General features: G+C 63.8%; 23 protein-coding genes. 15 read left to right on the top strand and 8 right to left on the bottom strand.

What is annotated here, in order from left to right:
• Positions 1–207: 207 nt before the first annotated feature.
• Positions 208–2,133: an LTA synthase family protein gene (locus tag AC04SG_RS14770; RefSeq protein ID WP_488551641.1), complete on the bottom strand. Its 1,926-nt coding sequence runs from the start codon at positions 2,131–2,133 to the stop codon at positions 208–210.
• Positions 2,134–2,414: 281 nt separating this feature from the next.
• Between AC04SG_RS14770 and fabD the strand changes: the two genes are divergently transcribed.
• The 7 genes from fabD to gmk all read left to right on the top strand — a co-directional run bounded on the left by fabD (position 2,415) and on the right by gmk (position 9,174).
• Entirely contained in the window at positions 2,415–3,362 is a 948-nt protein-coding gene (gene fabD / locus AC04SG_RS14765; RefSeq protein WP_488551640.1) for an ACP S-malonyltransferase, read from the top strand.
• 60 nt (positions 3,363–3,422) lie between these two features.
• Positions 3,423–4,160 (top strand): 3-oxoacyl-[acyl-carrier-protein] reductase, encoded by a 738-nt coding sequence (gene fabG / locus AC04SG_RS14760; protein WP_027045360.1) that lies wholly within the window; start codon positions 3,423–3,425, stop codon positions 4,158–4,160.
• Positions 4,161–4,381: 221 nt separating this feature from the next.
• The gene (locus tag AC04SG_RS14755; RefSeq protein ID WP_006203723.1) at positions 4,382–4,618 is read left to right on the top strand and encodes an acyl carrier protein; all 237 of its coding nucleotides are present in this window, start codon (positions 4,382–4,384) and stop codon (positions 4,616–4,618) included.
• A 34-nt stretch (positions 4,619–4,652) separates the two neighbouring features.
• On the top strand, positions 4,653–5,915 hold the full coding sequence (gene fabF, locus AC04SG_RS14750; RefSeq protein ID WP_488551639.1) for a beta-ketoacyl-ACP synthase II: 1,263 nt from the start codon (positions 4,653–4,655) through the stop codon (positions 5,913–5,915).
• Between the two features lie 203 nt (positions 5,916–6,118).
• Positions 6,119–7,357 (top strand): endolytic transglycosylase MltG, encoded by a 1,239-nt coding sequence (mltG, locus tag AC04SG_RS14745; protein ID WP_488551638.1) that lies wholly within the window; start codon positions 6,119–6,121, stop codon positions 7,355–7,357.
• Between the two features lie 245 nt (positions 7,358–7,602).
• The gene (locus AC04SG_RS14740; RefSeq protein ID WP_488551637.1) at positions 7,603–8,493 is read left to right on the top strand and encodes a YicC/YloC family endoribonuclease; all 891 of its coding nucleotides are present in this window, start codon (positions 7,603–7,605) and stop codon (positions 8,491–8,493) included.
• Between the two features lie 6 nt (positions 8,494–8,499).
• Positions 8,500–9,174, top strand: coding sequence for a guanylate kinase (gene gmk / locus AC04SG_RS14735; protein WP_162712060.1), 675 nt, complete (start codon positions 8,500–8,502; stop codon positions 9,172–9,174).
• A gap of 207 nt (positions 9,175–9,381) precedes the next feature.
• Here the strand turns inward: gmk and rsmA are convergent, their stop codons facing one another.
• The 6 genes from rsmA to lptF form a co-directional block, all read right to left on the bottom strand.
• Positions 9,382–10,221 (bottom strand): 16S rRNA (adenine(1518)-N(6)/adenine(1519)-N(6))-dimethyltransferase RsmA, encoded by an 840-nt coding sequence (gene rsmA / locus AC04SG_RS14730; RefSeq protein ID WP_488551636.1) that lies wholly within the window; start codon positions 10,219–10,221, stop codon positions 9,382–9,384.
• Positions 10,218–11,246, bottom strand: coding sequence for a 4-hydroxythreonine-4-phosphate dehydrogenase PdxA (pdxA, locus tag AC04SG_RS14725; RefSeq protein WP_488551635.1), 1,029 nt, complete (start codon positions 11,244–11,246; stop codon positions 10,218–10,220). The genes rsmA and pdxA overlap by 4 nt, the downstream gene beginning before the upstream one ends.
• Before the next feature lie 13 nt (positions 11,247–11,259).
• Entirely contained in the window at positions 11,260–12,189 is a 930-nt protein-coding gene (locus AC04SG_RS14720) for a peptidylprolyl isomerase (protein WP_488551634.1), read from the bottom strand.
• A 76-nt stretch (positions 12,190–12,265) separates the two neighbouring features.
• Positions 12,266–14,710: an LPS-assembly protein LptD gene (locus AC04SG_RS14715; protein WP_488551633.1), complete on the bottom strand. Its 2,445-nt coding sequence runs from the start codon at positions 14,708–14,710 to the stop codon at positions 12,266–12,268.
• Positions 14,710–15,792, bottom strand: a complete 1,083-nt coding sequence (gene lptG, locus AC04SG_RS14710) for an LPS export ABC transporter permease LptG (protein WP_112560802.1) — start codon at positions 15,790–15,792, stop codon at positions 14,710–14,712. Before lptG ends, AC04SG_RS14715 begins: the two co-directional genes overlap by 1 nt.
• A 2-nt stretch (positions 15,793–15,794) precedes the next feature.
• Positions 15,795–16,994, bottom strand: coding sequence for an LPS export ABC transporter permease LptF (gene lptF / locus AC04SG_RS14705; RefSeq protein WP_352585073.1), 1,200 nt, complete (start codon positions 16,992–16,994; stop codon positions 15,795–15,797).
• A gap of 373 nt (positions 16,995–17,367) precedes the next feature.
• Here lptF and AC04SG_RS14700 point away from each other — a divergent pair, with 373 nt between their 5' ends.
• On the top strand, positions 17,368–18,858 hold the full coding sequence (locus tag AC04SG_RS14700) for a leucyl aminopeptidase (protein WP_352557985.1): 1,491 nt from the start codon (positions 17,368–17,370) through the stop codon (positions 18,856–18,858).
• Between the two features lie 8 nt (positions 18,859–18,866).
• On the top strand, positions 18,867–19,316 hold the full coding sequence (locus AC04SG_RS14695; RefSeq protein WP_112397329.1) for a DNA polymerase III subunit chi: 450 nt from the start codon (positions 18,867–18,869) through the stop codon (positions 19,314–19,316).
• Between the two features lie 6 nt (positions 19,317–19,322).
• On the opposite strand, the gene AC04SG_RS14690 is transcribed toward AC04SG_RS14695, so the two are convergent.
• Positions 19,323–19,919, bottom strand: a complete 597-nt coding sequence (locus AC04SG_RS14690) for a T6SS immunity protein Tdi1 domain-containing protein (protein WP_488551632.1) — start codon at positions 19,917–19,919, stop codon at positions 19,323–19,325.
• A gap of 155 nt (positions 19,920–20,074) precedes the next feature.
• Between AC04SG_RS14690 and AC04SG_RS14685 the strand changes: the two genes are divergently transcribed.
• Genes AC04SG_RS14685 through AC04SG_RS14660 form a run of 6 tightly spaced genes read left to right on the top strand, consistent with a single transcriptional unit; the run spans position 20,075 to position 26,270 of the window.
• The gene (locus AC04SG_RS14685) at positions 20,075–21,064 is read left to right on the top strand and encodes a 3-oxoacyl-ACP synthase III family protein (RefSeq protein ID WP_488551631.1); all 990 of its coding nucleotides are present in this window, start codon (positions 20,075–20,077) and stop codon (positions 21,062–21,064) included.
• A gap of 2 nt (positions 21,065–21,066) precedes the next feature.
• Positions 21,067–22,065: an NAD-dependent epimerase/dehydratase family protein gene (locus tag AC04SG_RS14680; RefSeq protein ID WP_488551630.1), complete on the top strand. Its 999-nt coding sequence runs from the start codon at positions 21,067–21,069 to the stop codon at positions 22,063–22,065.
• Positions 22,062–22,886 carry an MBL fold metallo-hydrolase gene (locus tag AC04SG_RS14675; RefSeq protein ID WP_488551629.1) on the top strand — a complete coding sequence of 275 codons (825 nt, stop codon included), beginning with the start codon at positions 22,062–22,064 and terminating at the stop codon, positions 22,884–22,886. The genes AC04SG_RS14680 and AC04SG_RS14675 overlap by 4 nt, the downstream gene beginning before the upstream one ends.
• Positions 22,883–24,139: a F390 synthetase-related protein gene (locus AC04SG_RS14670; protein ID WP_488551628.1), complete on the top strand. Its 1,257-nt coding sequence runs from the start codon at positions 22,883–22,885 to the stop codon at positions 24,137–24,139. The genes AC04SG_RS14675 and AC04SG_RS14670 overlap by 4 nt, the downstream gene beginning before the upstream one ends.
• Positions 24,136–25,269: a GNAT family N-acetyltransferase gene (locus AC04SG_RS14665; RefSeq protein WP_488551627.1), complete on the top strand. Its 1,134-nt coding sequence runs from the start codon at positions 24,136–24,138 to the stop codon at positions 25,267–25,269. The genes AC04SG_RS14670 and AC04SG_RS14665 overlap by 4 nt, the downstream gene beginning before the upstream one ends.
• On the top strand, positions 25,266–26,270 hold the full coding sequence (locus AC04SG_RS14660) for a Rieske 2Fe-2S domain-containing protein (protein ID WP_488551626.1): 1,005 nt from the start codon (positions 25,266–25,268) through the stop codon (positions 26,268–26,270). The genes AC04SG_RS14665 and AC04SG_RS14660 overlap by 4 nt, the downstream gene beginning before the upstream one ends.
• Positions 26,271–26,311 lie beyond the last annotated feature (41 nt).

Raw genomic sequence — 26,311 nt, 5'->3', positions numbered from 1 at the left:
GCCGCGCCGCATTGCGCGATACAGGCCTGATGGCGCCGCAATCGAGGAAACTTGCCCCATCAGGCAAGCCGCGTGAACCGCTTCGACGCAAAACAGAAGCGGACAAATGATGTGCTACCAAACCGGACAACTTGATTAGCTATCGACAGGGTAGGACGCCGTTCCAGACAGCATCCTTGGCGTCGCAGGATCGAAAAACGCCGGGCGTCAACTTGTATGGGCGACCTTGTCCACCGTTTCGGGAAAGAAGTCGGGCGCGGCCTTACGCTTGCCGAACATCATGTCGTATTGCAGCAGGCGGAAATCGTTGATCGCCGGATCGATGTTCTTCTGCCGCGCCCAGTCGGGCGTCGCTTCGCCTGACGGCGTCAGCAGGAGATTGCGATCGACGACGCGGTAGCGTTCGCGCAGCGCGCCGAGGAAGCCGGTGTAGTAGGGGTGCGTGATCCCGGCGGTGGTCAGGATGTGGTAGGGCAGGAAGGCCGGGCTGACCGCGCCCATATCCTGCGCCGGGCCGGTGCGGTTGGACCAGATGATCAGCGGCGTCTGGTGGTGCTCAAGTGCTGCCTCCGGCGTCGGCTCCTTGCGCGGCGCGACATTGTCTTTGAGGAAGCCGGTCTCGACATAGACGGGACCAAGCGGCGGCAGATGGTCGCCGAAGAAGGCTATGACCGTCGGCCGCTCGCGCTTCTTCGCCCATTCGATCAGCCGCTCGAGGCCACGGTCGGCATCGGCCGAACCCTCGGCGTAGCTGAGCAGCGATTCCCGCGCCCATGTGCTGATGGGTGCCGCGACCTTGTGGGTCGGATTGTAATAGCGGTACGGCTCGTAGGGGCCGTGGTTCTGCAGGCTGACGGCGAAGAAGAACACCGGGTCTTCGCTGGCGTCGGCCTCTGCGATGATCTCGTCGGTCATTGCCGCGTCGGAGGCCAGCGGCCCGCGCTTCTCCAGCGGCGGCAGCGTCTCTTCCGAGCGGAAATCGTTGAAGCCGAAATCGGCATAGACCGCGCCGCGGTTCCAGAACCAGTTGGTGCCGGGATGGATGGCGCGCGCCCGATAGCCTTCGCTTTTCAGGAAGGTCGCCAGCGACGGCGTCGGCGTGCGCACATATTGCTGGTAGGGGATCGAGCCCGCCGGCAGGAAGGCATTGGAAAAGCCGGTCAGCGCCTCGAATTCGATGTTGGCGGTCATGCCGCCGAATTCCGGCGAGAACATGTAGCCCGAGCGCAAAGCGCGCACATTGGGGATCGGGTCCGGCGTGATGGCGACGCCGGGCAGCTTGGTCGGATCCCAGAAGGATTCGCTCATCACCACGATGATGTCGGGTTTCTCATCCGGCACCGAGGCCGCCACATCCGGTCTGTCGATCGCATCGATCGCCTTGTCGGAATAGCCCACTGGCGCCGAGACATGCGCCATCGGCACGTTGAGCGCGAACGCCAGGGCAAACCCGTTGGAGGCGTAGTTCTCCTTCTGGTCCCACATGATCGGGATGATCTGCAGCCGGTCGCGGGTCCACGAGAAGGTGGCGTAATCCATGATCGAGACGAAGAAGGCGAGCAGCGGCACTGCCAGCGTCAACCGCGCCAGGCGCCCCTTGCGGCTGAGGATCGGCACCTTGCGGCGCCACAGCCGCCAGCCATAGATCAGCATCGACAGGCCGGCGACGATGCCGACCGCCATGGCGAGCGCCGTCCAGGGCCGCTCGCGCACCAGAAGCGGCATCAACGCCATGATCTGGCGCGAATAGAGGAAATCGGTCGGGTAGAGCGGATCGCCGAGATAGTGCGACTTCTGGTGCCCGACAAAGGCCAGCGCCAGCGTCAGCGGCGCCACGATCATCAGGCTTTGGTGGCTGCGGCCAAGCACGGCGTCCAGTCCGATCAGCACCAGCGCAAAGACGATGATGGTGGTCCAGCCCGGCTTGAAGGGTTGCAGGAAGAAGTCGACCGTGCCGAAAAAGTCGCCGCGCACGATCCATTCGATGGCGAACACCAGGACGGCGGAAGCAAGCAGCGTGACCAGACCGTAGCGGATGACAGGCCATCTGCGCCCCGGCAGGTAGCCGGTGGACGGATCGTCTTCCAAGAACTGCGGCGCGGGTACTGCCGCGCCCTTCCTGATCCTTGCCACTTTTCTTCTTCCCCCGGCCCAAGCAACGCGTTTTTCCACTCGCGTCACCGTTCTGTCATAGAACTGTCATGCAAAAGCTAGCGCCTGTGGCGGAAATAAGAAGAGCCAGCAAACGATTCGTGAGCGGTTTTCATCAGGAGTGATCGGAAAAAAGCCTTTCAGAACAGGGACTCGAAGTCAGCTTCCCGGTGGAACGAGGGTCGAAATGCTGCTCGCGGGCTTGACTTGGCGGTCCGCCTTGCGTCACAGGCAGGAAAAATCAGCCGCTGGAGAGAGCCCAAATGGCCGTTGCATTCACCTTTCCGGGACAAGGCAGCCAGGCTGTCGGCGTGGGCAAGGACCTCGCCGACGCCTTCCCCGAGGCGCGCAGGGTCTTCGAGGAAGTCGACGAGGCGCTGGGCGAAAAGCTGTCGACATTGATCTGGGAAGGCCCTGAAGAGACGCTGACCTTGACCGCCAATGCCCAGCCGGCGCTGATGGCAGTATCGCTGGCTGCGGTGCGGGCGCTGGAAGCGCGCGGTTTTTCGCTGAAGGACAAGGTCGCCTACGTTGCCGGCCATTCGCTCGGCGAATATTCCGCCCTTGCCGCCGCCGGTTTCGTCTCGGTCGCCGATGCCGCCCGGCTGCTGCGCATTCGCGGCAATGCCATGCAGGCGGCGGTGCCGGCTGGTGAGGGCGCGATGGCGGCGATCATCGGACTGGAACAGCCTGACGTCGAAGCCGCTTGCACTGAAGCGGCAGCCGGCTCCGGCAAGGTCTGCCAGATCGCCAACGACAATGGCGGCGGCCAGCTGGTGATCTCCGGCGCCAAGGCGGCGGTGGAACTCGCCGCGAAATTGTGCACCGAGAAGGGCGCCAAACGGGCGCTGATGCTGCAGGTCTCCGCTCCCTTCCACTCGGCGCTGATGGCGCCGGCGGCCGATGTGATGCGCGAGGCGCTGGCCGGGGTAGTCAAGCATGCGCCGGTGGTTCCCGTCGTTTCCAACGTTACCGTGACCCCGACCAGCGATCCCGATGAGATCGCTCGGCGGCTTGTCGAGCAGATCACCGGCCGCGTGCGCTGGCGCGAAACGGTAGAGTGGTTCGGCGCCAACGGCGTCGCCACGCTCTACGAGATCGGCGCCGGCAAGGTGCTGTCGGGCCTTGCGCGGCGCATCAACCGCGACGTCGCCACATCAGCCGTCGGCACTCCCGCCGATGTCGAGGCGGCGCTGGCCGCGCTTGCATAATCCACTGGCGATTTGATCCCTCCCATGGGAAGGGTGTTCTCTTAAGATCAGGAGACGAAAATGTTCGAACTGACCGGCCGCAAGGCGCTTGTCACCGGCGCATCGGGAGGCATTGGCGAGGCGATCGCCCGCGTGCTGCATGCGCAAGGCGCCATTGTCGGCCTGCACGGCACCCGCATCGAGAAACTGGAGACCCTGGCCGGCGAGCTCGGCGATCGGGTAAAACTGTTTCCAGCCAATCTGTCGAACCGCGACGAGGTCAAGGCGCTTGGCCAGAAGGCGGAAGCCGAACTCGAAGGCGTCGACATACTGGTCAACAATGCCGGCATCACCAAGGACGGCCTGTTCGTGCGCATGTCGGATGCCGATTGGGACAGTGTGCTCGAGGTCAACCTGACCGCCGTGTTTCGGCTGACCCGTGAGCTCACCCATCCGATGATGCGCCGCCGGCATGGCCGCATCATCAACATCACTTCAGTGGTCGGTGTCACCGGCAACCCGGGCCAGACCAATTATTGCGCCTCCAAGGCCGGCATGATCGGCTTTTCCAAGTCGCTGGCGCAGGAGATCGCCACCCGCAACATCACCGTCAACTGCGTCGCCCCGGGCTTCATCGAATCGGCCATGACCGACAAGCTCAACGACAAGCAGAAAGACGCGATCATGGCGGCGATTCCGACGCGCCGCATGGGCACGAGTGTTGAAGTGGCGTCTGCCGTCGCCTATCTCGCCTCCAACGAAGCCGCCTACGTCACCGGCCAGACCATCCATGTCAACGGCGGCATGGCGATGATTTGAGGGGAGATGGCCGGGCAATAAGAAGACGTGACCGGCTTGTGAAAAGAGACCATTTCGCCTTGGACCTTAGCCAATTTTCGTGTAATGCGGCCCGCAACCCGGCGGTTCGGGCAAAAACCGGTCCGGTGCCGTTGCGTTTCCGGCAGGACCATCTTTCAGCTTGATTAGCGGCATTCTGCCCGCTAACGAAGACAGACAAACAAAAGACGAGGATGCCCCAAATGAGTGACACCGCAGAGCGCGTCAAGAAGATCGTCATCGAACATCTTGGCGTCGATGCCGACAAGGTGACGGAGCAGGCGAGCTTCATCGATGATCTGGGCGCGGACAGCCTCGATACGGTCGAACTCGTCATGGCGTTCGAAGAAGAGTTTGGCGTCGAGATTCCGGACGATGCGGCCGAGACCATCCTGACCGTCGGCGACGCCGTGAAGTACATCGACAAGGCTTCGGCCTGACGCTATCCGCAGTCATCACCGGGGAGGACCTGCGATGAGGCGTGTCGTCGTCACGGGCCTTGGCCTGGTTTCGCCATTCGGTATGGGCTTCGAGCACAGCTGGAAGGAATTGCTGACCGGCCGCAGCGCTGCCAAGCGCGTCACCGAGTTTGAAGTGGAGGATCTTGCCTGCAAGATCGCTCACGTCATTCCACGCGGTGACGGCACCAACGGCACGCTCAATCCCGAAGCCGTGCTTGAACCGAAGGAACTGCGCAAGATCGGCGACTTCATCCTTTACGGGATCGCGGCCGCTGACGAAGCGCTGAAGGATTCCGGCTGGGAGCCCGGCACCGAAGCCGAGCGTTGCGCCACCGGCGTCATGATCGGCTCCGGCATTGGCGGCCTCGAAGGCATCGCCGAAAACGCGCTGATCCTGCACGAGCGTGGACCGCGCCGCATCAGCCCGTTCTTCATTCCTGGAAACATCATCAACCTGGTGTCCGGTCAGGTGTCGATCCGGCACGGGCTGAAGGGTCCCAATCACGCCGTCGTCACCGCCTGCTCGACCGGCGCGCACGCCATTGGCGATGCCGCCCGGCTGATCATCTTCGGCGACGCCGACGTGATGCTGGCCGGCGGTGCCGAATCGCCGGTGACCAGGCTTTCGCTTGCCGGCTTCGCCGCTTGCCGGGCACTGTCCACCGACCGCAACGACACGCCTGAAAAGGCCTCGCGCCCCTATGACCGCGACCGTGACGGCTTCGTCATGGGCGAGGGCGCCGGCGTCGTCGTGCTGGAAGAGCTCGAACACGCCAAGGCACGCGGCGCCAAGATCTATGCCGAGGTCACCGGCTACGGCCTGACCGGCGACGCCTATCACATCACCGCGCCGGCCGAAGACGGCGACGGCGCCTTCCGCTGTATGATGGCGGCACTGAACCGGGCCAAGCTGACGCCCGCCGATATCGATTACATCAACGCGCATGGCACCTCGACCATGGCCGATACGATCGAGCTCGGCGCCGTCGAGCGGCTGGTCGGCAATGCCGCCTCGAAGATCTCGATGTCGTCGACCAAGTCGTCGATCGGCCATCTCCTGGGTGCCGCGGGTGCCGCCGAGGCGATCTTCTCGATCCTCGCCATCCGCGACAACATCGCTCCCGCCACCATCAATCTCGACAACCCGGAACGCGAAACCGCGATCGATCTTGTACCCAACACGCCACGGCATCGCCAGGTCGACGTGGCGCTGTCCAACTCCTTCGGCTTCGGCGGCACCAACGCTTCGCTGGTTTTCCAGCGCTATATCGGCTGATTGCGGTATCGACCGGCGCGCCAGCGGTCTGTCGTCAATTTTGCCATATTCGAGCCTACTCTGCCGCTGGGGATTCGTCGCATCGGCCTGAAACCGAAGGCGCTTTTTTTTGAAAGCACGATGCGTAGGCTTGAAATGTTAGGGCACGCTGTGCGTCCAACCGGACGCATGGGCGCTCTAAGAGATCAGATGGTAGGGCGCTTATGAACACCAATCCGGGCGGCAGCGGACAATTCGGACAAAACCAGCAGACCGGCCCTATCGTGCCGAAGACTGCGGCCGAGGCCTTGCGGCCGGAAGCCGGCACGCCGCCGCCGAAGCGCTCGCGCGCCTCGCGCAGCCAGGTCGTCGTGTTCATGAACTTCGTCATCTCCGCGGTGATGTTGATGATCCTCGCCGCCGGCGTCTCGCTTTATTTCGGCAAACAGGCCTTCAACGAACCTGGTCCGTCCGCCAATGGCGACACCTTCCTGGTCAAGCCGAACACCGGCGTCCAGGATATTGCCGACCAGCTCGAACGGCGTGGATTGATCAGCGACGCCCGCATCTTCCGCATTGGCGTGCGCGTCTATGGCAATGATTCAGCGCTGAAGGCCGGCGAATACGAAGTCAAGCCACACGCCTCCATGCGCGACATCATGGAGCTTCTGAAGAGCGGCAAGTCGGTGATGTATTCGCTGACCATTCCCGAGGGCCTGACGGTCGAGCAGGCGCTGCAGCGTGTTGCCGAACAGGATGCGCTGACCGGGGACATGCCGGCGACCACGCCGGCCGAGGGCAGCCTTGCCACCGATACGTTGCGCTTCACCCGCGGCGCCACGCGCCAGCAGATGATCGACAAGCTGCTCGCCGACCAGAAAAAGCTGGTCGACGAAGTCTGGCAGCGGCGCGCGCCTGACCTGCCTCTGGCCAATGTCGACGACTTCGTCACCTTGGCCTCGATCGTCGAAAAGGAAACCGGCCGGGGTGACGAGCGCTCGCGCGTTGCCGCCGTCTTCCTCAACCGTCTGGCCAAGGGCATGCGGCTGCAATCGGATCCGACCATCATTTACGGCCTGTTCGGCGGCAAGGGCAAACCCGCCGACCGGCCGATCTACCAGTCGGACATTGAGAAGCAGACGCCTTACAACACCTATCTGATCAACGGCCTGCCGCCGACGCCGATCGCCAACCCGGGCCGTGCCGCACTCGAAGCCGTCGCCAATCCGTCGAAGACCGACGATCTCTATTTCGTTGCCGACGGCACCGGCGGCCACGTCTTTGCCACGACGCTTGCCGAGCACAATGAGAACGTGGCTCGCTACCGGGCGCTGCAGAAAAAGCAGGCTGAAGACGTCGCCAAAGGTGCCAAGACCCCGGGCCAGACCGATGCGCCGGCGGATGGCGACGACAGCGGTGACGCCAGTGGCGATGCCGGCGGCGATGCGGGTGCCGCCCAGTAGCAGGCCGGCGCTTTTTGGCGGAGTGACCTTACGCGCTGCGGACAAGGCGACGCGCTGATGCTTTGAACGCCAGCGCGGTTTGAAGCCTTGCTCCGAGGCCTCTGCCGATTTCGGCACTGCGAGATCAAAACGACACCGGAAATCAACACCTTGCCGGTATTGCGATTCTGACATTCGCGCTGCCCGTGATATCGAACGCCAGCAGGATTTCAGAATCGGAACATCAGGGAGACACGAGCCGCATCATGAATTTGCAGAGCATGACCGGATTTGCACGCGCCGTCGCCGAGCACGACGGTGCCTCGATCGCCTGGGAGGTCAAGTCGGTCAACGGCAAGAGCGTCGAGGTCAGGCTGCGGCTGCCGCAAGGTTTTGAGCGGCTGGAGCCGGCGGTCCGGCAGACGCTGCAGAAGCGGTTTTCGCGCGGCAATTTCCAGGCGACGCTGACCGTCGGCCGCGCCGCCGGCCAGCAGGTGCAGCCGGTGGTCAACGAAGTCTTCCTCCGGGATCTGGCCGGGTTGGCCAAGCGGCTGCAGGAGCAGTTCGGTGTTGCTCCGGCGACCGCCGACGGCCTGCTTTCCCTGCGCGGCGTGCTGGACATCCCTGAAAGCAACGAAACCGAGGAGGTGCGGGCAACGCTCGACGCGGCAATCCTGTCAGCGCTCGAAACCGCACTTACCGGTCTCGAGCAGGCGCGCCAAAGCGAGGGTGAAGCGCTGCGCTCGCTGCTTTCCGGTCACATCGACGCCATCGAGGCACTGACGCGCAAGGCCGAGGCCGACCCGTCGCGCGAGCCAGCGGCGATCCGCGAACGGATCGCCGAACAGGTGCGGCTGCTGATGGATGCGTCGGCCAATCTCGATGCCGGCCGGCTGCACATGGAAGCGGCGTTCCTGGCCACCAAGGCTGATATTCGCGAAGAAATCGACCGGCTGAAGACACATGTTGTGTCGGGCCGGGTGCTGCTGGCAAATGGCGGCGCCATCGGCCGCAAGCTCGATTTTCTGGCGCAGGAATTCAACCGCGAATCGAATACTCTGTGTTCGAAGTCGAACGCCGCCACTGTCACCGCCATCGGGCTGGAGCTCAAGGCGGTGGTCGACCAATTTCGCGAACAGGTCCAGAATCTGGAGTAACCCAAAATGGGTGCCAAGGAGCCGATGGTTGCCAGGGATCTGGGGTCCCGCATTCGCCGACGCGGGCTGATGCTGGTCCTGTCGTCGCCGTCCGGCGCCGGCAAGTCGACGATCGCGCGCAACCTGCTGGAAAGCGATGGCAGCCTGGAACTGTCGGTCTCGGTCACCACCAGGCCACGCCGTGGCTCGGAGATCGAAGGCGTCCACTACCACTTCCGCACCATGCGCGAGTTCGAGCGGCTGCGCGATTCCGACGCGCTGCTGGAATGGGCCGAGGTGCACGGCAATTGCTATGCGACGCCGCGCGAGCCGGCCGAACTGGCGCTGGCGCAAGGGCGCGACATGCTGTTCGACATCGACTGGCAAGGCGCCCAGCAGCTCAAGGAAAAGATGCGCGCCGACATCGTCTCGATCTTCATCCTGCCGCCGTCGATGAAGGAATTGAAGGCGCGGCTGAAGCGCCGCGCCGAGGACCAGGAACAGGTGATCGAGACCAGGCTGAAGAACGCCCGCAACGAGATCGAGCACTGGAAGGAATACGACTTCGTCATCGTCAACGACGATCTCGACCGCGCCTTCGCCGAAGTGCGCGGCATCGTAACGGCAGAACGGCTTCGGCGCGACCGCCGGCCGGGTTTGTTCGATTTCGTATCGGGGCTGTTGGACGAGAAGACGGAGTGAGGCGGTGGAGCGCCAATCTCCCCCCTTGTGGGGGAGATGCCCGGCAGGGCAGAGGGGGGCGCTGTCCCGCCAGCAGTTGCAGTAATCAGCATCACTCTGGCAGGTCGAATATCAACAATTCTCTGATCAAGACTCCGAGGTAGGCATTCCTTCGCGGCCCCCTCTGTCCTGCCGGACATCTCCCCCACGAGGGGGGAGATGGGCAGCTCAAACGGCGTTCGTCAGCCGCACGAATTCCTCGACGCTGAGCGTCTCCGCCCGCCGGGTCGGATCGATGTTGGCGCGCATAAGCAGTGCCTCGCCGCCCAGGCTCTTCACGCTCTGCCGCAGCATCTTCCGGCGCTGGCCGAAGGCGGCTTCGGTGACGCGGCCGAGTTTTTTCACGTCGGCCGCCAGGGGGCTGGCACGCGGCACCAGATGCACCACCGAGGAGGTCACCTTGGGCGGCGGCGTGAACGCTTGCGGTGGCACGTCGAAGGCGATCCTCGCTTCAGTCCGCCAGCCCGCCAGCACGCCGAGCCGGCCATAGGCGTCGCTGCCGGCGCCGGCGACGATCCGCTCGGCCACCTCGCGCTGGAACATCAGCGTCATCGATTGATAGAAGGGCGGCCAGTCGGTGACGGTCAGCCAACGGATCAACAGCTCGGTGCCGATATTGTAGGGCAGGTTGGCGGCAATCCTCACCGGGCCGCCGCCTTGCGTCGCGGCCCTGGCAAGAGTGGCAAAATCCGTCTTCAGCGCGTCGCCGCTGATCACCTCAAGCCGGCCCGGATAGTGGTTGGAGATCTCGGCAAGCGCCGCCAGGCAGCGTTCGTCGCGTTCGATGGCGATAACGCGCCGGGCACCGGCAGAGAGCAGCGCCCTGGTCAGCCCGCCGGGGCCGGGGCCGACCTCGATCACCGTGCTGTCGCTAAGGTCACCGGCGGCGCGCGCGATCTTGCCGGTCAGATTGAGGTCGAGCAGGAAATTCTGACCAAGTGCCTTCTTTGCCTGCAGCCCATGGCGTTCGATCACCTCGCGCAGTGGCGGCAGCCCATCAACGCTCATGCGGCTGCGACCTTTATACCGGTATCGGCCAGCCGGCGGGCCAGCTTCAGCGCCGCGATCAGGCTGTCGGGACGTGCGATGCCTTTGCCGGCGATGTCGAAGGCTGTGCCGTGATCGGGCGAAGTGCGAATGAACGGCAGGCCAAGCGTGACGTTGACCGCCTCGTCGAACGCCAGCGCCTTGGCCGGGATCAACGCCTGGTCGTGATACATGCAGATCGCCACGTCGTAGCCGGCACGGGCGCGCGCATGAAACATCGTATCGGCCGGCAGCGGCCCGAAGGCGTCGATGCCTTGCGCGCGCAGGATCTCGACCGCCGGACGGATGATGCGCTCATCCTCCGTTCCCATGGCGCCGCTTTCGCCTGCATGCGGATTGAGGCCGGCAAGCGCGAGCCTCGGCCTGGCGATGCCGAAGCGGCTTGCAAGATCGGCGGCGGTGATGCGCGAGATCGCAACGATCAGCTCCGTCGTCAGCACCTTCGGCACCTCGGCCAGCGCAATGTGGATGGTGACCGGAACGGTGCGCAATTCGGGGCCGGCGAGCAGCATCACCGGGGTTACCGCGCCACCGGTGTGGAGAGAGGCCAGATGCGCCAGATATTCGGTGTGGCCGGGAAAGCCGAAGCCGGCATCGTAAAGCGGCTTCTTGGCGATCGGACAGGTGACGACCGCGGCCGCGTGGCCGGCAAGGCAGTCGGCGACGGCGCGGTCAATGGCCTCGATGGTGCCGGCGGCATTGGCCGGGTCAGGCCGGCCGGGATCGTCGGTGAAGCGGGCCGCCAGCGGCACCACGGGCAAAGCGTGTTGAAAGACATCAGCTGCTTGCGCCGGCACCGTCTCCGCGATTGCCACTTCGGCGCCGATCCGGCGCGCCCGCGCGGCGATCAGCGCCGGGTCGGCGAGAAGATAGAAGGGTGCCGCACCCGAATCGTGGGCGCTCTGCCACGCGGCAATGGCGATTTCCGGCCCGACGCCGGACGGATCGCCGACGCTCAGTGCCAGCGGAAGCTCTGTCTCACGCACGGCCAGGCCGGTTTCAGCGCGTGACGATCTTGGCTTTCGCCTTCAGCTCCTCGACATATTTGGCCGAGAGGTCGTCGGCGTTCTTGTCGCCGGTGCTTTCGCTCTGGAACACCATCTGGGCAGCCTTGTCGTCGGAGACCTCGCGCGACGAGCAGATACCGATGAATTCGATGCCGCGATCGGTCTCGCGCACGGCCGTGGCGCCGCCCAGCTTGGTGGCCTTGATCTGCTCGGCCCAGTCCGGCGGCAGTTGCGGCGCCAGCACCCTGGGGAGATCGCGAACGGTGACGTCGATCAGGCCCTTGGCGAATTCGCGCGTGGTGGCGCAGCCGTTAAAGCGGGCGCGCATGGCCTCGGCCTCACGCTTGCGCTTGGCGAGTGTGGCGCTGCGCTCGGCCTTCGGCACCACGAAGATCACCTGCTGCAGCATGTACTCGGTGGCGCTCGGCTTGGCGCCGCCTTTTTCGAGCATGTGCTTGACCAGATCCTGTTCGCTCATCTGTCCGCCGCCACCGCTATAGCGTGCGCTCAGCGCCTGGTTCCACGCCATCTGGGCGCGGATGAATTCCTTGAAATGCTCCTTGGTCACGCCGGACTGCGTCATGACGCCGTCCAATTGCTTGAGCTGCATCTTGTTGTTCGAGGCAAAGCGCTGATAGGCGGCCTCGACCTGGGCATCGGTGATGCGGATGCCGAGGCGCTTGGCCTCGGCCGTGCGCAGCGTCTGGTCGATCATCTCCTGGCCTGCGTCGCCCTTCTTGCGCTGCAGTTTCAGGAAGGCAGCCCGGTGCGCAATGTCGCCGCTGGTGATCGGTATGTTGTTGACGACATACTTGATTTCACTGGCGAAGGCCGGCGGCGTCGTCATGGTGACTGAGATCGAGGTCGCCGCTATCAGGAGCGCGAATCCTGCCGAAAACAGGTATTTCCTCATCGAAAGCATCCCAATTCTAAGCCCGGTTTTGGATGACCGAAACCCGTGCCCGCTTTATACGGCAAAACGATGTCGTCAGCCGGCTCTACTGGATGGTGTCGATCGAGTTTTGTGACGAGCCGAAATCGCCGAGCGTGCGGAACGACAGATTGAAGCCGACATTCTGCGACACTTCCTTGGTGTTGATGTCGCGCGATTCCGAGAACGTCATCAGATAGGTGAAGCAGGAATCGTTGTAGGCAAAGCCGACGCCGTCCTTGACCAGCACGCTTTGCTGCAGATCGTAGGTGCCTGTGCCGAAGACGCGCCAGTTTTCGGCCAGGTGCGTCGAGGCGCCGAGCGTGACTTCGTGGCGATCGGTGGTGAAACCGTAGAGCGGCTGCGCCTGGATGAAGGCGTATTTGGCGCTCAGCGAAACCGGCAGGCCGGAATAGGCGGCCTTCACCTCGGCGCGGCGAACTTCGAAGCTCTGCTCGTCGAAGCGGCCGCTGAACGAGCCTGAGAAGCCGCTCGGGCTGCTGAACCCGATAAGGCCGACATAATCGGAGGTCGAAGTCTCCAGGCCGGAATCGGCACCCGCATTGACCAGATCCGGTGAATCGAACGAATTGCGTCCGCCCAGCTGGTAGGACTGGCCAAAGATGGCGTTGGTGCCCCAGCCATTGTCATAGGCGCCCGAATAGCGGAACCCGACATTGGCGCGGCTGCCGCCTTCGACGCGGTCGTAGCCGGAGAACTTGTCGCGCTCGAACAGCGTCGTGGCGTCGAAGACGAAGCTCTGTGCATCCTCGTTGGGAACGGCCAGGCCGCCGACATACTGTTCGTTTGGGCGCATGAAGACCTGCGCCATCGGCTCGACGACATGGCTGGAGCCGGTCATCGAGAACAGCACCGGCCAGCGCATTTCAAGTCCGGCGGTCGCCATGTAACGGGCAAAGGAAGACCGCATGTCGGCGGTGGTGTCTATTCGAGGATCGGCGGCCATCGCATTAATGGCAGCGAGCGAACCTGAGGATGCATTGAGATAGTCGACGTCACCCTGCAGAGCCAAGAGAGGCGTCAGTTGCAATCCGCCGTCCGTGGTGAAGGTGCGCTTCCACTCGGCCTCGGCGGTGAAGCGGCCCGACTCGCCCTCGATGCCGCGCACGCGCTGGACGCCCGAGGCCGGCACGTAGGGGGTAAAATAGGCCTGATCGAGATCGTCGCGGCGGATCACCCGCGCATTGACGTTGAACGACAGCTGGCCGCCGGCCACCGACATGTCGGGGATATAGGCATAGTCGAGCGACGGCAGCACCCAGGGCTGCTTGTCGCTGCGCGACGAGATGTTGCTGTCCAGTGCGTTTTCCTGAACCTGGAAGCGCATGGCGCGCACATCGAAATAATTGCGACCGTTGAGGCCGGTCAGGTAGACCGACGATTGATGCACGGCGTCGTTGTAGCCGTCGATCGTATAGGTACGCGAGAAATTCTTGTCGGTCTGCAGCAGGATGTCCCAACCGAAGTCCCAGCGCGGATTGATGGCGAACTGGCCTTTGGTGCCCATCATGCCGCGAAACTTGTTGGGATCGCCGACATCGCCCGAATTGACATTGTGGCCAGCGCTAGTGGGGAAAGCGGAGCCATCGATGAAGGCGTTGGGGTCTTCCTGACGGATGCCGGCAATCTTCAGCGTGTACTGGCCATTGTTGAAGCGCTGGCGCCACTCGGCCTCGCCGAGGAAACCCTGCTTGGTATAGCCGCTGCCGGTGACGGTGAGATCGTAGGTCGGCGACAGTGCGAAATAGTAGGGGACTTTGACGCCGACGCCGAGTTCGTTGTTGAAGGCGATGCTGGGGATCAGGAAGCCGCTTTTGCGCTTGACCGTCGGGTCGGCGATCTCGAATGCCGGCAGATAGGCCAGCGGGAAGCCGAAGAATTCGAAATTCGCGTTCTCGAAGCGAACCGTCTTCTTTTCGCCGTTCCAGATGATCTTCCTGGCTTTGACCCGCCAGGTCGGCGCCTTGTCCGGCTTGTCCTCGCAAGGCTCGCAGGCGGTATAGACGCCGTTGTGGAACGTCGTCAGCACGCCGCCCATGCGTTCAGCGCTTTCGGCGGCGAAATAGGCCTTTTCGGGGGTCTCGACGCGCAGCGCGTTAACGAAACCGTCGGCGAAATCGTCGGTAATATCGATGTGCTGCGAGTTGATCTTGGTGCCGTCGCTGTTGACGATCTCGACATTGCCGCTGGCGACGAGCCGCTTGGTGTTGCGATCATACACGACACGCTGGGCGACGAGCTTGTTGCCGCCATAGTCGATCTGGACGCCGCCGATGGCGGTGACCGTCTGGTTGTCGTTGTTATAGACGAGCGTGTCGGCCGCCAACAGCATCTGGGTGCCGGAGGGAACCTTCGTTGCCGCGTCGGTGACATCCTGCGCCAGCGCAGGAGCCATCGGCACGCCGCAAGCGAGCAGACATGCCAAGGCGCTCGCCGAATAAAGGCGCGCCAAACCAGCCTGCCTATGGCTGCGCAAAGCCGCCTCCCTCACTAGCCGTCTTCCTTGTATAGCAGGAATGTCACCCCAAAGAACATAGCCACGACAACCGGAACCCATGCAGCCACGGCTGTGGGCACGAATCCCGCCACGCCGAATGCCTTGACCAATACCGAAACGACATAAAGCAGAAAGCCGGCGAGGACGCCACCCAGAATCATCGTTGCCGACTGCCCCATCCTCGCAAATCGCATTGAAACTGTTGCCGCAATCAGCGTCATGGCCACAAGCAGGAACGGTAACGCCACCAGCGAATCGAACTGCATGGCGAAGGCATTTGCCTTGAGGCCGAAGGAGCGGGCAACCTCAATCTTGCCGGGAAGCTCGTAAAACGGAATGGTTTCGGGGCGCGCCAGCCTTTCCTGCACGAACTCCGGCTTGAGGTTGGTCGGCAACTGGTCCGTCGTTTCCGAGCGGATGTTGCCGTCCTTGAACACCTTGACGTCCTGCAATTCCCAGTAGCCGTCGCGCAGGAAAGCCCGCGCCGCGTCCTTGCGCTCGACGATATTGCCGTGCGGATCGAGAACGAAGAACACCGCGTCGGCCATTTCCAGGCCCTGGTTAAGGATGGCGCGGGCGCCGATGATGGTGTCACCGGTGGCGGTTTTCTGGCGGATCCACGGCGTGGCATCGGCTGCAACCGCGTTCGAATTGCCGGACCGCAGCTGGTTTTCCATCTGCTCCGACCAGGAAAAGCCGTGCGCGGCGATCGGATTGAGCACGCCGACCGACAGCGCGCCGAATAACAACGCACCGATGCAGCAGGGCAACAGGAACTGCCAGGCCGACACGCCGGCCGAACGCGCAATGACCAGCTCATACTTGCGGTTGAGCGACACCAGCGTCGCCATCGCCGAAAACAGGCCGACAAACGGCACCGTCTGCAGCATGATCATCGGCATCCTCAGCGCCGAGATGGCGACCGCCGTGCCGTAGGTAAAGCCCGGCAGGCCGGTGATGCGGCCGGACAGTTCGGTGAAGTCGATCAGGAACACCAGCGCCAGAAGGCCGATGAAGAACCAGATCGTGATCGACACGTAGCGAAAGAAGAAGTAGCGGCCCAAGGTCCAGCCCATCGTCAGGCTCCCTGGCCGGATGTATAGCGCCGGGTGAGGCGCAGCTTCAGCGCCGTCCAGCCATCGGTGACGCGGCCGGCGAAATTCGTCAGCCAGTCGGCCCAGCTGCCGGGCAGTTCCATGCTTCGTGAGGTGACGATGAACCAGATGGCGATCGCCGAGGCGACGATCGGCACGCCATAGACCATGTAGGTATATTGCGGGATCTTGTCGGCTTTCCCGGCGGCAAAAAAGCCCAGCCAGCGCACGAACAGCGCAATGGCAATGGCTGTGATCAGCGGATGGATGCGCGCCTCGCGGTGTGAGCGCGCGTCACCTGCCACGGCCAACGCGATCAGCGCGAAAACCAGCGAGTACGACCATTCGGAAAAGCGCTGGTCGAGCTCGGCCTTGTAGGCGCCGGGCCTGCGCTGGAAGATCTTGTCGTTGGCGTCCGGGTTGAGCAGATACTGCGTCGTTCGGTCCTTGGGCAGGAGCAGGATATCGTTCGCCGCCGACATGAAGGCGGACAGATCGAAGGCGTAGGAGGTGAAGCGGATGACCGACAGGTCACCGGTCAGCGTCTTGCGATGAATGACGCCGTCATTCATCATCAGCACCTTCTCGTCACCCTTTTCGACGACGCTGCCGCTCTTGGCATAATAGATCAAATTGGCGCCTTCCTCGCGCGAATCGGCGACGAAGATGCCGCCAAGCCGGTTGTCCGGCAGCCGCTCGCCGATCTGCAGGAACAGCCCGTCGTCGATCTTGCGGAATGTGCCTTCCTGGATGATCAGCGACAAAAGATCGGCGCGCGAGGATGCGATCAGCTGGCGGTTCTTCTGCCTGGCGTAAGGCTCGACGCCATTGTCGACGGCGAAGGAAAGGACACTGGCCGCCAGAGCGATCAGCAGGACCGGCCGAACGATCGTCCAGCGCGAGGCGCCGGCGGCGTTGATGACGGCCAGCTCCGAATCGGAATTCATGACGCTGAGCGTCTGGGCGACCGCCACCACCAGGGCGAACGGCACCACGATCGGGATGATCGTGGGGATGATGAGGGCCGCGACCTCGAAGAAGGTCAGCGCCGACTGGCCGCTGTCGGTAACGAGATCGATGCGGGCGAGCACCTGCGTCGTCCAGACAATGGCCAGCGTCCAGATCAGCGCAGCGAGAAACACCGCCAGCGCGCGACGCATGATGTAGCGTTCAACGACCTTCATGTAAGGCTTTTCTCGATTTGCCGAACGGCATCATGCCCGCAGACAAGGTAGTAGTCCGGCTGCGCCTGTACAACAGGGTCTGTTAGGCCTTTCCATCTCAGCGGATCGATCCGATTCCCGTCCCACATCGCCCGTCCCGCGGGCCGGAGTGTCGGCGGCAATGGATAAGAAAGGGAGAACATCGATGGTTAACAACAGGTTGCGGCAGGAAAGCGGGGCCGTGCCGCGACGAATCGTCATCGATTCCACAGCGCGTATGGGCCTCGATTCCGGCAAAGTCTTGCCAAATGAAGGAAAACGACCAAATGTCGCGCATCTTCCCTGAAAACGCATTCTCCCAGAAAATCTGAGCCGTTTCCGAAAGCAGGACCTGATGACTTTGAGACCATTGATCGCCTTCGCCAAATTTGCCGCGCCTAAAAAGGGCAGCGTCTTCGTACTGGCGGCCGACGATGGCGGTCTTGGCGAGCCGGCAAAGGCCTGCGATCCGGATGGAACGCTGGCGCGGGCGTTTCCGGTGGCGGACTTTTCCGGAAAATTTGCCGGTGTCGTCGAAGTGCTGGCGCCCCAGGGGACATCGCTCGACCGGCTGGTGGCGATCGGCGCCGGCAAGGTTGCCGGTCTCGATGACTTTGCCTGGCTGAAGCTTGGCGGCACCATTGCGGCGTCCCTGCGCAAGGCGACCGAAGTGGCCATCATTCTCGATGTGCCGGGCGCAAAAATTGGCGGCAAGCAAGCGGCGAACCTGGCTGCCGGCATCGTCCTGCGCAGCTACGCCTTCGACAAATACAAGACCAGGAAGGACAAGGACGACGCCGAGCCGAAGAAACCGGTCAAGGTCACCATCCACACCGCCGATCCGGCCGCCGCGAAAAAGGCCTTCGCCGACGAAGTGGCGGTGATCGACGGCGTGCTTCTCGCGCGCGACCTCGTCAACGAACCCGCCAATGCACTCGGCCCGGTCGAATTCGCCGCCCGCGCCAAGGAACTGGAAGCCCTCGGCGTCGAGGTCGAGATCCTCACCGAGAAGGAAATGAAGAAGCTCGGCATGGGCTCGCTGCTCGGTGTCGCGCAAGGCTCGCCGCGCGGCGCCCGCATGGCTGTCATGCAATGGAAGGGCGGCAAGGCCAAGGATGCACCGGTCGCCTTCGTCGGCAAAGGCGTCACCTTCGACACCGGCGGCAATTCCATGAAGCCGGCTTCCGGCATGGAAGACATGAAAGGCGATATGGGCGGTGCTGCCGCAGTCACAGGGCTTATGCAGGCGTTGGCGGCGCGCAAGGCAAAGGCCAATGTCGTCGGCATCATCGGGCTGGTGGAGAATGCCGTCGATGGCCACGCCCAGCGCCCCGGTGACATCGTCACCTCGATGTCGGGCCAGACCATCGAGGTGCTCAACACCGACGCCGAAGGCCGCCTCGTGCTGGCCGATGCGCTGTGGTACTGCAACGACCGTTTCCAGCCGAAATTCATGGTCAATCTGGCGACACTGACCGGCGCCATCATGGTCGCGCTTGGCCAGCACTATGCCGGCCTGTTCTCCAACAATGACGAACTGTCGGACAGGTTGACGACGGCCGGCCAGGCGACGCAGGAGCGGCTGTGGCGCATGCCGCTTGGGCCCGAATACGACAAGCTGATCGATTCCAAGAGCGCCGACATGAAGAACATTGGCGGCCGCTATGGCGGCGCCATCATCGCGGCGCAGTTCCTGCAGCGCTTCGTCAAGGAAACGCCGTGGGCGCATCTCGACATCGCCGGCACCGCGATGGGCTCGCCGCCGAACGAAATCAACCAGTCCTGGGGCTCGGGTTTCGGCGTCAGGCTGCTCGACCGCCTGGTGCGCGACAATTACGAGGGATAGAGCCGGATATGGCCGACGTCCTTTTCTACCACCTGACCGAATCGACGCTGGAGGATGCGCTGCCCGGCCTGCTCGAGCGCAGCGTCGATCGCGGTTGGCGCGCCGTGGTGCAGACCGGCACCGAGGAGCGGCGCGACGCGCTCGACCAGCATCTGTGGACATTCAGGGACGATTCCTTCCTGGCCCATGCGACCGATCGCGAAGCCTATCCTGCCGAGCAGCCGATCCTCCTGACCACGAGCGAAGCCAATCCGAACCAGGCGCAGATCCGTTTCCTCGTCGATGGCGCGGCACCCGCCGATCTCGCCGGCTACGAACGCGCCGTGTTCCTGTTCGACGGCCATGACGCAGCCCAGGTCGAAGGCGCCCGCACGCACTGGAAGACGTTGAAGGAGGCCGGCCACGCGGTCACCTATTGGCAACAGACGCCCGACAGGCGCTGGGAGCGCAAGGCTTAAGGCGCGTCAGCCGTCGCTGATGGTAACCTTGTTTATCTTCGCGCCCTGCGGGAGATCTTTCACCTGCCGATGGATTTGGCCGGCGATATGCACCTTCACAACGAAAAACGTCGTTTCCATCTCTCCCAGACTCATTTCGCCGCCAAGCACCGGCGGCTTCTTGAAATCATAGCATTGGCCGGCTGCCGGGATCAGTCCGTTCTTTCGGGCGGCAAGGACAAGACCCGCCAGCAGCAACTCGTCGCGGCGCGCTTCATTCTGCAAGTCGGCCTGAAATTCCGACCAGTCTCCAGCGATCCTGGCTAACTTTCCATCCAGCATATCAAGGTGATGAATCGACCCGTCGCCAGCGCGGAAAAATATGTCGCCGAAAGCTGAAACGGCAGCTGGTTCAAGGTCGTCCAGCCCGATCCACTTCCAGCCGTCCAACGCTTCCGCGACATCCTTCGCCTGCGGTTCGATAAAAAGGAACTGAAAGTCTCGGGGCCATTCAGCTCCGATCAAGCCCTCTATACCGGCTCTGCCGGCCCCGGCTTTTCTTTCCTGCTTGGCATTGGATGAGCCAAACATTGAAGAAATAAAGCGAGAAAAAGAATTAGCCATAACCGCCTCCAATACCGGCCTTTATACTTGCGAGAGATTCTAGGCGCAATCCAACTGAAGTCTCCACAGTTCCCGCGCATTCGTGTTGATGATGGCCATCACACTGGATCCGTTTTATGGATTGAGTGGATGCAGGCTCATTTGGCGGGCTGAGAATGCGGGTCAAGATCATCGGAACCGGGCGGGCCGTGCCGGCTCAATGCGTGACGTCGCGCAGTCTCGACGCGCGGCTGGGGCTTGGCGATGGCCATCTCGAAGCTGCCACCGGCGTCATTGAGCGCTATGTCTGCGAGGCCGAATCGCAGGTCGATCTCCCCTGTGCGGCGGCGCGCCTCGCACTCACCGATGCCGGCATCGATGCCAGCAGCGTTGATCTGGTGATCGGCGGTTGCGGCGTGCCTTACCAGCCGCTGCCGTCGACCGCGCCGCTGGTCATGCAGCGTCTCGGCCTGGCGGATGGATCGGCCGCCGCCTTCGACGTCAACAGCACCTGCCTCGGCTTCCTCACCGCTTTCGAGACGGCGTCGCGGCTGATCGAGGCCGGGCAATGCCGCACCGCGCTGGTGTTTTCTTCCGAGATCGCCTCGCGCGCTTTGCCGTGGCGGGATCAGCCGGAAATCGCGGCCTTGTTTGGTGATGGCGCGGCGGCCGCGGTGGTGCGGCAGGCAGCGCCCGGCGAGGGCAGGGTGGCGGCCAATCTGATGCGCACCTATCCCTCGGCCTATGAAGCCTGCTGCATCGGCTCCGGCGGCACACGTTTCGACTTTCACCGTCAGCCGGAGGAATTCGCCCACCACAGCCTCTTCCACATGGACGGCAAGGAACTGTTTCGCGTCACGTCGCGCCATTTCAACGGCTTCGTTGCCGAATTGCTCGATCGTGCCGGCTGGCGGCGGGACGATGTCGATGTCGTCGTGCCGCACCAGGCGAGCCCGTTCGCGCTCGCCCACATGGCGCGTCAGACCGGCTTTGCGCCGGAGAAGCTGATCGATATCGCGGCGCGCTACGGCAACCAGATCGCCGCTTCGATCCCCTTTGCGCTCGATGTCGCGCGCCGTGAGCGGCGCATTGCGCCGGGCGCCAAAGTGCTGTTCCTCGGCACCTCGGCCGGCGTGTCGTTCGGCGGCATGGCGCTGGAAGCCTGACCATGGGACGCGTGCTCGTCACCGGCGCCAGCGGTTTCCTCGGCTCGCATGTCCTGGCGCGGCTGGCGGCAATGGGCACACCGGCGCTCGGCCTTGGCCGGGATGCCAGACGCTGCGCCGCGCTCGAGGCCGCCGGTCATGAGGTCGTTCGCCTCGATCTATCCCAACCATTCGACGCTGCTGCCGAACGCGATCTCGGAACCGTCGATGCGATCGTCCATTGTGCCGCTCTTTCGGCGCCCTTCGGCAGGCTGGCGGACTTTGAGACGGCCAATGTCGTGGCCACCCGCAACATCGTCGATTTTGCCCGCCGGCAAGGCGTACGCCGCCTCGTCCACATCTCCAGCCCGACGGTCTGTTTCGCCTATCGCGACCAGCTCGGCGTCAGCGAGGACTCCGGCCTGCCCCCTCCGGTCAACCACTATGCCCGCACCAAGCGGCAGGGCGAGGAGATCGTGCTGGCGGCGCCCGAAACCGGCCCGGTGGTGCTGCGGCCGCGCGGCATCTATGGCGCCGGCGACCGCACGCTGCTGCCGCGCTTGCTGCAGGTGGCGCGGCAGCGCCCGCTGCCGCTGTTCCGCGACGGCAAGGCGCGCATCGATCTCACGTATATCGATGACGTCGTCGATGCCGTGCTTGCAGCCCTGTCTGTTGGCAGCACTGCCGAGGGGCAGATCTTCAACGTTTCCAGCGGCGAGGTGGTGCCGGTGCGGCGCATTGCCGAGGCGGCCTGCGCCCGCGCCGGTGTACAGCCGCGCTGGCGCAAAATGCCGCTTTTGCCCGCAATGCTGGCGGCCGGGTTGGCGGAGACGGTGGCTGAACTTCTGCCCGGCCGGCCCGAGCCGCCGGTGACGCGCTACGGTCTTGGCCTGTTCGCCTACGCCCAGAGCCTCGACATTGCCAAGGCCCGCCGCATCCTCGGCTGGGCGCCGAAAGTGTCCTTCGAGGAAGGGCTCGATCGCACCTTCGGTAAGGCGGCGGAAAATCGGGGGTTGGCATGAAGATCGTCTTCGCCAACAGCGCCTCTGTCAGCGCGTCCGAGCGCCTGATCTTGCGCGGCGGCGGCTGGGCGAAGGTCAGGCTGCGTGTCCGCTACGGGCTGATCCTGCATCCGCAGTCGGGTCCGGTGCTGATCGACACCGGTTACACGCCGCACGTGACTCAAGGGAGCGACCGCAGCACCGCGCTGCGTCTCTACAGTGCGATCCTTCGGCCCGAGCTCAACGAAGCCGAGCAGCCGCTGCCGCTGCTGGCGCGCTTCGGCCTGTCTTTGCAGGATGTGCGAACCGTCATTGTTACGCATTTCCATGCCGACCACATGTCGGGCCTGTCGCTGTTCCCCCATGCCCGCTTCATCGCCAATGACGCCGCCTGGGCGCGCGCCAAGGCCAAGACAGCTCGGCAGAATCTGCGCCACGGCGTTTTCAAGGAACTGTTTCCGCCGGATTTCGAGGCACGGCTCGACGGACTGTCGTCGAAGCGACGTGTCGAGCCACGTGGTGATGTGCCCGGCGGTGCCGACCTGTTCGGCGACGGCAGCGTCGTCGCCATCGATCTTCCCGGCCATGCCGATGGCCAGTTTGGCCTTTTGTTCCCCAATCTGGAGCGGCCGCTGCTCTACGCCGTCGATGCGCAATGGTTGATCAGAGCGCTGGTCGAAGACCGGACGCCTGGTCTGCCGGCAACCCTGCTGGCCGAGGACGCCGCCGCGCTCGATCCGACCAGCGCGACGGTGCGCCGGTTTCTGGCAACCGGCGGCGAGGTCGTGCTTTGCCATGATCCGGCGTTGACGTCCCACGATCTTGCTGGAGAAGGCGCATGAACGGGCCGGCCGAAGCGGTTCGTGCGTTTGCGCTGACGCAATGGCTCTCGCGCAAGAGCCGCGGGAATTTCGAACGCTGGCAGGCGCATGCCTTGCGCCGCTTTCTCGACCGCGACCTGCCGCGCGCTCCGTTCTATGGCAAGCCGCCGCGTCATCTCGGCGACCTGCCGGTGATCGACAAGGCGACGGTGATGGCCAATTTCGAGCGCTTCAATATCAATGGCGTCTCAGCCGCCGAAGCCTGGAAGGCGCAGGCCGGCGATGGCCGCATCGGTGAACTGACGGTCGGCGCCAGCACCGGCACGTCGGGCAATCGCGGTCTGTTCGTCATTTCGGAAGCGGAAAAATATCGGTGGCTGGGCACGATCCTGGCCAAGGCCGTGCCCGATCTGCTGTGGCGCCGGCAGCGCGTGGCGGTGGTCCTGCCGCAGAACACCGGCCTCTACGAAAGCGCGCGCAAATCGCGGCGCATCGATCTCGGCTTCTTCGACCTGACGCGCGGGCCGGAGAGCTGGCGCGCAGCGCTTGAGGATTTCGCGCCGACAGTCATCATCGCACCGCCGAAAATCCTGCGGCATTTTGCGGCCGAGCGCTTTCGGCTGGCACCGCGGCGAATCTTCTGCGCAGCCGAGACGCTTGATCCGGTCGACCGTCCTGTCATCGAAAAGTACTTCGAGCGCCCACTCGACCAGATCTACATGGCGACGGAAGGGCTGTTCGCCGTCACGTGCCGAAAGGGCGGGCTGCATCTGGCCGAGGATTCGGTGTTCTTCGAGTTCGAGCCGGCCGGCGACGGGCTGGTCATGCCGCTGGTCACCGCCTTTCGCCGCCAGACCCAGATCATGGCGCGCTACCGGATGAACGATCTGTTGCGACTCTCCGAAACTCCATGCCGCTGCGGCTCGCCGCTGCGCACTCTGGATGAGATCGTCGGCCGCATGGACGATGCTTTCCGGCTGGCGTCGCCGCATGGGCAGATTCTTGTAACGCCCGACATCCTGCGCAATGCCGTGCTCAAGGCTGACAGGCGCATCGACGATTTCCGCCTGGTCCAGACGGCTGCCGATGCGATCGAACTCAGCCTCGCGCCCGAGCTTGCCGACGAAGCGGCTACTGCCGCGTATGCGGCGGTGCGGACACTGCTGGCGGGGCGCAAGGCGACGGCGACGATCAGCCTGTTGCGAAAGAATTTGCCGTTGGAGACTGGCCGCAAACTGCGCCGCGTCGAATGCCGGTTGGGAGCGGGGCCGTGAACCGGCCTTCCGCGCTGGCGCTTGAGCAGGTCGACCGGGTTGAGAACAACCCGCGTGAGGTCGAGGCCTTCGTGCAGCTTTTCAACGACGTGCCGGTGCGCGACCTCGTCCGCAATCTGACGGTGGCCGTCGAGGCTTTCGAGATCGCCGGCCGTTGCTTTCCGCTGACGCTGAACGACAGAAGCGAGGCGCCCAACTGCTATATCTGCCGCCCGTCCAGTGCCTATATCGACTATGCCATCGACGAGACCCGCAATTTCGTCTCCTCGCCCTTGTTGCAAAAGGCGATCCGGATGCTGATCGGCCTATGCGCACCGCTGGTCAGGGCCAGCGGCCTCGACCATCAGGTGCAGGTCAACAACTGGCTCTATTCGACCAATCCAGTGCCGCTGCTCGACCGCAAGACGGTCGCTGCGATCCGAGACGATCTCAAGGTGCGTTTTCCCGACCGCGCTGTTCTCATCCGCTCGCTGAACGAGATCGCCGATCCCTCGACCATCGCTGCGCTGAAGGCGGAAGGGTTCCGTATGCTGGCGGCGCGGCAGATTTACATCTTCGCCAACCGCGGTTCGGCCATGACCAACGACATGAAGCGCGACCGCAAGCGCCTGCGCACGACGCCTTTCGAGGAGGTCGGCGATGCCGATTTCATCGAGGCCGACTATGCCCGCTGCGAGGCGCTCTACCGGATGCTCTATCTCGACAAATACACGCCGCTCAACCCGCATTACACCGCACGCTATATCCGCGAGATGCACCGTCGCGGCATTCTTCGGCTGGCGGGCCTGCGCCGTCCGGGCGGTGAACTGGTCGCCGTTACCGCTTTGTCGAAGAACGGCAGAACACTGACGCAGCCGATCGTCGGCTACGACACCGGCCTGCCGGTGAGTGAGGGCCTCTACCGCATGATGATGGCGCTGGCGCAGGATCATGCCACGGCGCATGGCCTGTTTTTCAACATGAGCGCCGGTGCCGCCGCCTTCAAACGCTTGCGCGGCGCCGTGGCGACGGTGGAATACAACGCCGTCTATGCCGGCCATCTGTCGCGCCGCCAACGCATGGCAGTGCGGATCATGGAATTTGTGCTCGCGAAGATCGGCATTCCCCTGCTCAGGAGATTTGAGCTTTGAGCGAAGCCCGGCTGCAAAATGACAAAGACTATTGGCAGGCGGTGATGCGGTCCGCCGATATCCAAGCCAAGCCGAAGCGCATCCTGTTCGACGGCGCGCCGCTGGTGCTGTTCCGCTCGGCGCAGGGCATCGCAGCCCTGTTCGACCGCTGTGCTCACCGGCTGGTCGAACTGTCGACCGGCAAGGTTGTCGGTGGCGAGATCGAATGCCCCTATCATGGCTGGCGCTACAATGGCGAGGGACGCTGCACCGCCATTCCCGGCCATGTCGGCGACATCCCGCACTATCGCGTCCGCCGCTACGCTGCGATCGAACGTGACGGCGTCGTCTTCGTCTCGTCAGGCACGCCCGAAGTCGAGCCCTATCTCCACTGCATGCACGGCAAGGATGTCGTCGTGAAGCGGGTGCGCAGTTCGGCGCAATCGACGGTGCTCGACGCGGCCGAGAACATTCTCGACGCCACCCACACCCACTTCACCCACAAAGGCGTGCTGCGCGGTCTCACCGCAAAGCGCCATCTCGTGCGCGTCGAGGTGACCGGCGGCGAGGGCTGGGTCGAAAGCTGTTACACCGGCGAGGACCGCCAGCAGGGGCTGGTCAGCCGTCTCCTCGAAGGCGAGCGCGCCAGGACCATCGGCCGCTACCGCCATCCAGGCATCGTCGAACTGGAATATTGGGGCAAGGGCGGTCTGGCACTGGCGACCACTTTCCATCTGCGCCAGGCGGACGAACGGACCGTCGAAGGCGTCGGCTGGCTCATCGGCCCACGTCAGGGCCTGTTCGGCGAGCTCAAGGCGCTGGCCTTCCAGCCGCTCTTTGCCTTCGCCCTGCAGCAGGATCGCCGGGTGCTGAAATCGGCCAGCGACAATGCCCTGATCCCACCGCAGGTTCAGCCGGCGATCGGCCCGCTGGATTTCCTGCGCCGCGACATAGCGGCGATCATGAACGGCAAAATGCCGCCGGCGGCGGCGGAGCCGCGGGTGTATCAGATCGAGCTTTAGTGCAGGCTCGGCTTAGGTTCGCGCTGCCCCTCATTGCCCTG

Source organism: Mesorhizobium sp. CNPSo 4684 (assembly GCF_057784315.1).
The sequence above is the reverse complement of the archived record's forward strand: the minus strand, read 5'-3'. Positions and strand labels throughout refer to the sequence as shown.

Coding starts and splice junctions, on each gene's coding strand:
- fabD (WP_488551640.1), top strand. CDS start 2,415: ATGGCCGTTGCATTCACCTTTCCGGGACAAGGCAGCCAGGCTGTCGGC.
- fabG (WP_027045360.1), top strand. CDS start 3,423: ATGTTCGAACTGACCGGCCGCAAGGCGCTTGTCACCGGCGCATCGGGA.
- AC04SG_RS14755 (WP_006203723.1), top strand. CDS start 4,382: ATGAGTGACACCGCAGAGCGCGTCAAGAAGATCGTCATCGAACATCTT.
- fabF (WP_488551639.1), top strand. CDS start 4,653: ATGAGGCGTGTCGTCGTCACGGGCCTTGGCCTGGTTTCGCCATTCGGT.
- mltG (WP_488551638.1), top strand. CDS start 6,119: ATGAACACCAATCCGGGCGGCAGCGGACAATTCGGACAAAACCAGCAG.
- AC04SG_RS14740 (WP_488551637.1), top strand. CDS start 7,603: ATGAATTTGCAGAGCATGACCGGATTTGCACGCGCCGTCGCCGAGCAC.
- gmk (WP_162712060.1), top strand. CDS start 8,500: ATGGGTGCCAAGGAGCCGATGGTTGCCAGGGATCTGGGGTCCCGCATT.
- rsmA (WP_488551636.1), bottom strand. CDS start 10,221: ATGAGCGTTGATGGGCTGCCGCCACTGCGCGAGGTGATCGAACGCCAT.
- AC04SG_RS14720 (WP_488551634.1), bottom strand. CDS start 12,189: ATGCTTTCGATGAGGAAATACCTGTTTTCGGCAGGATTCGCGCTCCTG.
- lptG (WP_112560802.1), bottom strand. CDS start 15,792: ATGGGCTGGACCTTGGGCCGCTACTTCTTCTTTCGCTACGTGTCGATC.
- lptF (WP_352585073.1), bottom strand. CDS start 16,994: ATGAAGGTCGTTGAACGCTACATCATGCGTCGCGCGCTGGCGGTGTTT.
- AC04SG_RS14700 (WP_352557985.1), top strand. CDS start 17,368: ATGACTTTGAGACCATTGATCGCCTTCGCCAAATTTGCCGCGCCTAAA.
- AC04SG_RS14695 (WP_112397329.1), top strand. CDS start 18,867: ATGGCCGACGTCCTTTTCTACCACCTGACCGAATCGACGCTGGAGGAT.
- AC04SG_RS14690 (WP_488551632.1), bottom strand. CDS start 19,919: ATGGCTAATTCTTTTTCTCGCTTTATTTCTTCAATGTTTGGCTCATCC.
- AC04SG_RS14685 (WP_488551631.1), top strand. CDS start 20,075: ATGCGGGTCAAGATCATCGGAACCGGGCGGGCCGTGCCGGCTCAATGC.
- AC04SG_RS14680 (WP_488551630.1), top strand. CDS start 21,067: ATGGGACGCGTGCTCGTCACCGGCGCCAGCGGTTTCCTCGGCTCGCAT.
- AC04SG_RS14675 (WP_488551629.1), top strand. CDS start 22,062: ATGAAGATCGTCTTCGCCAACAGCGCCTCTGTCAGCGCGTCCGAGCGC.
- AC04SG_RS14670 (WP_488551628.1), top strand. CDS start 22,883: ATGAACGGGCCGGCCGAAGCGGTTCGTGCGTTTGCGCTGACGCAATGG.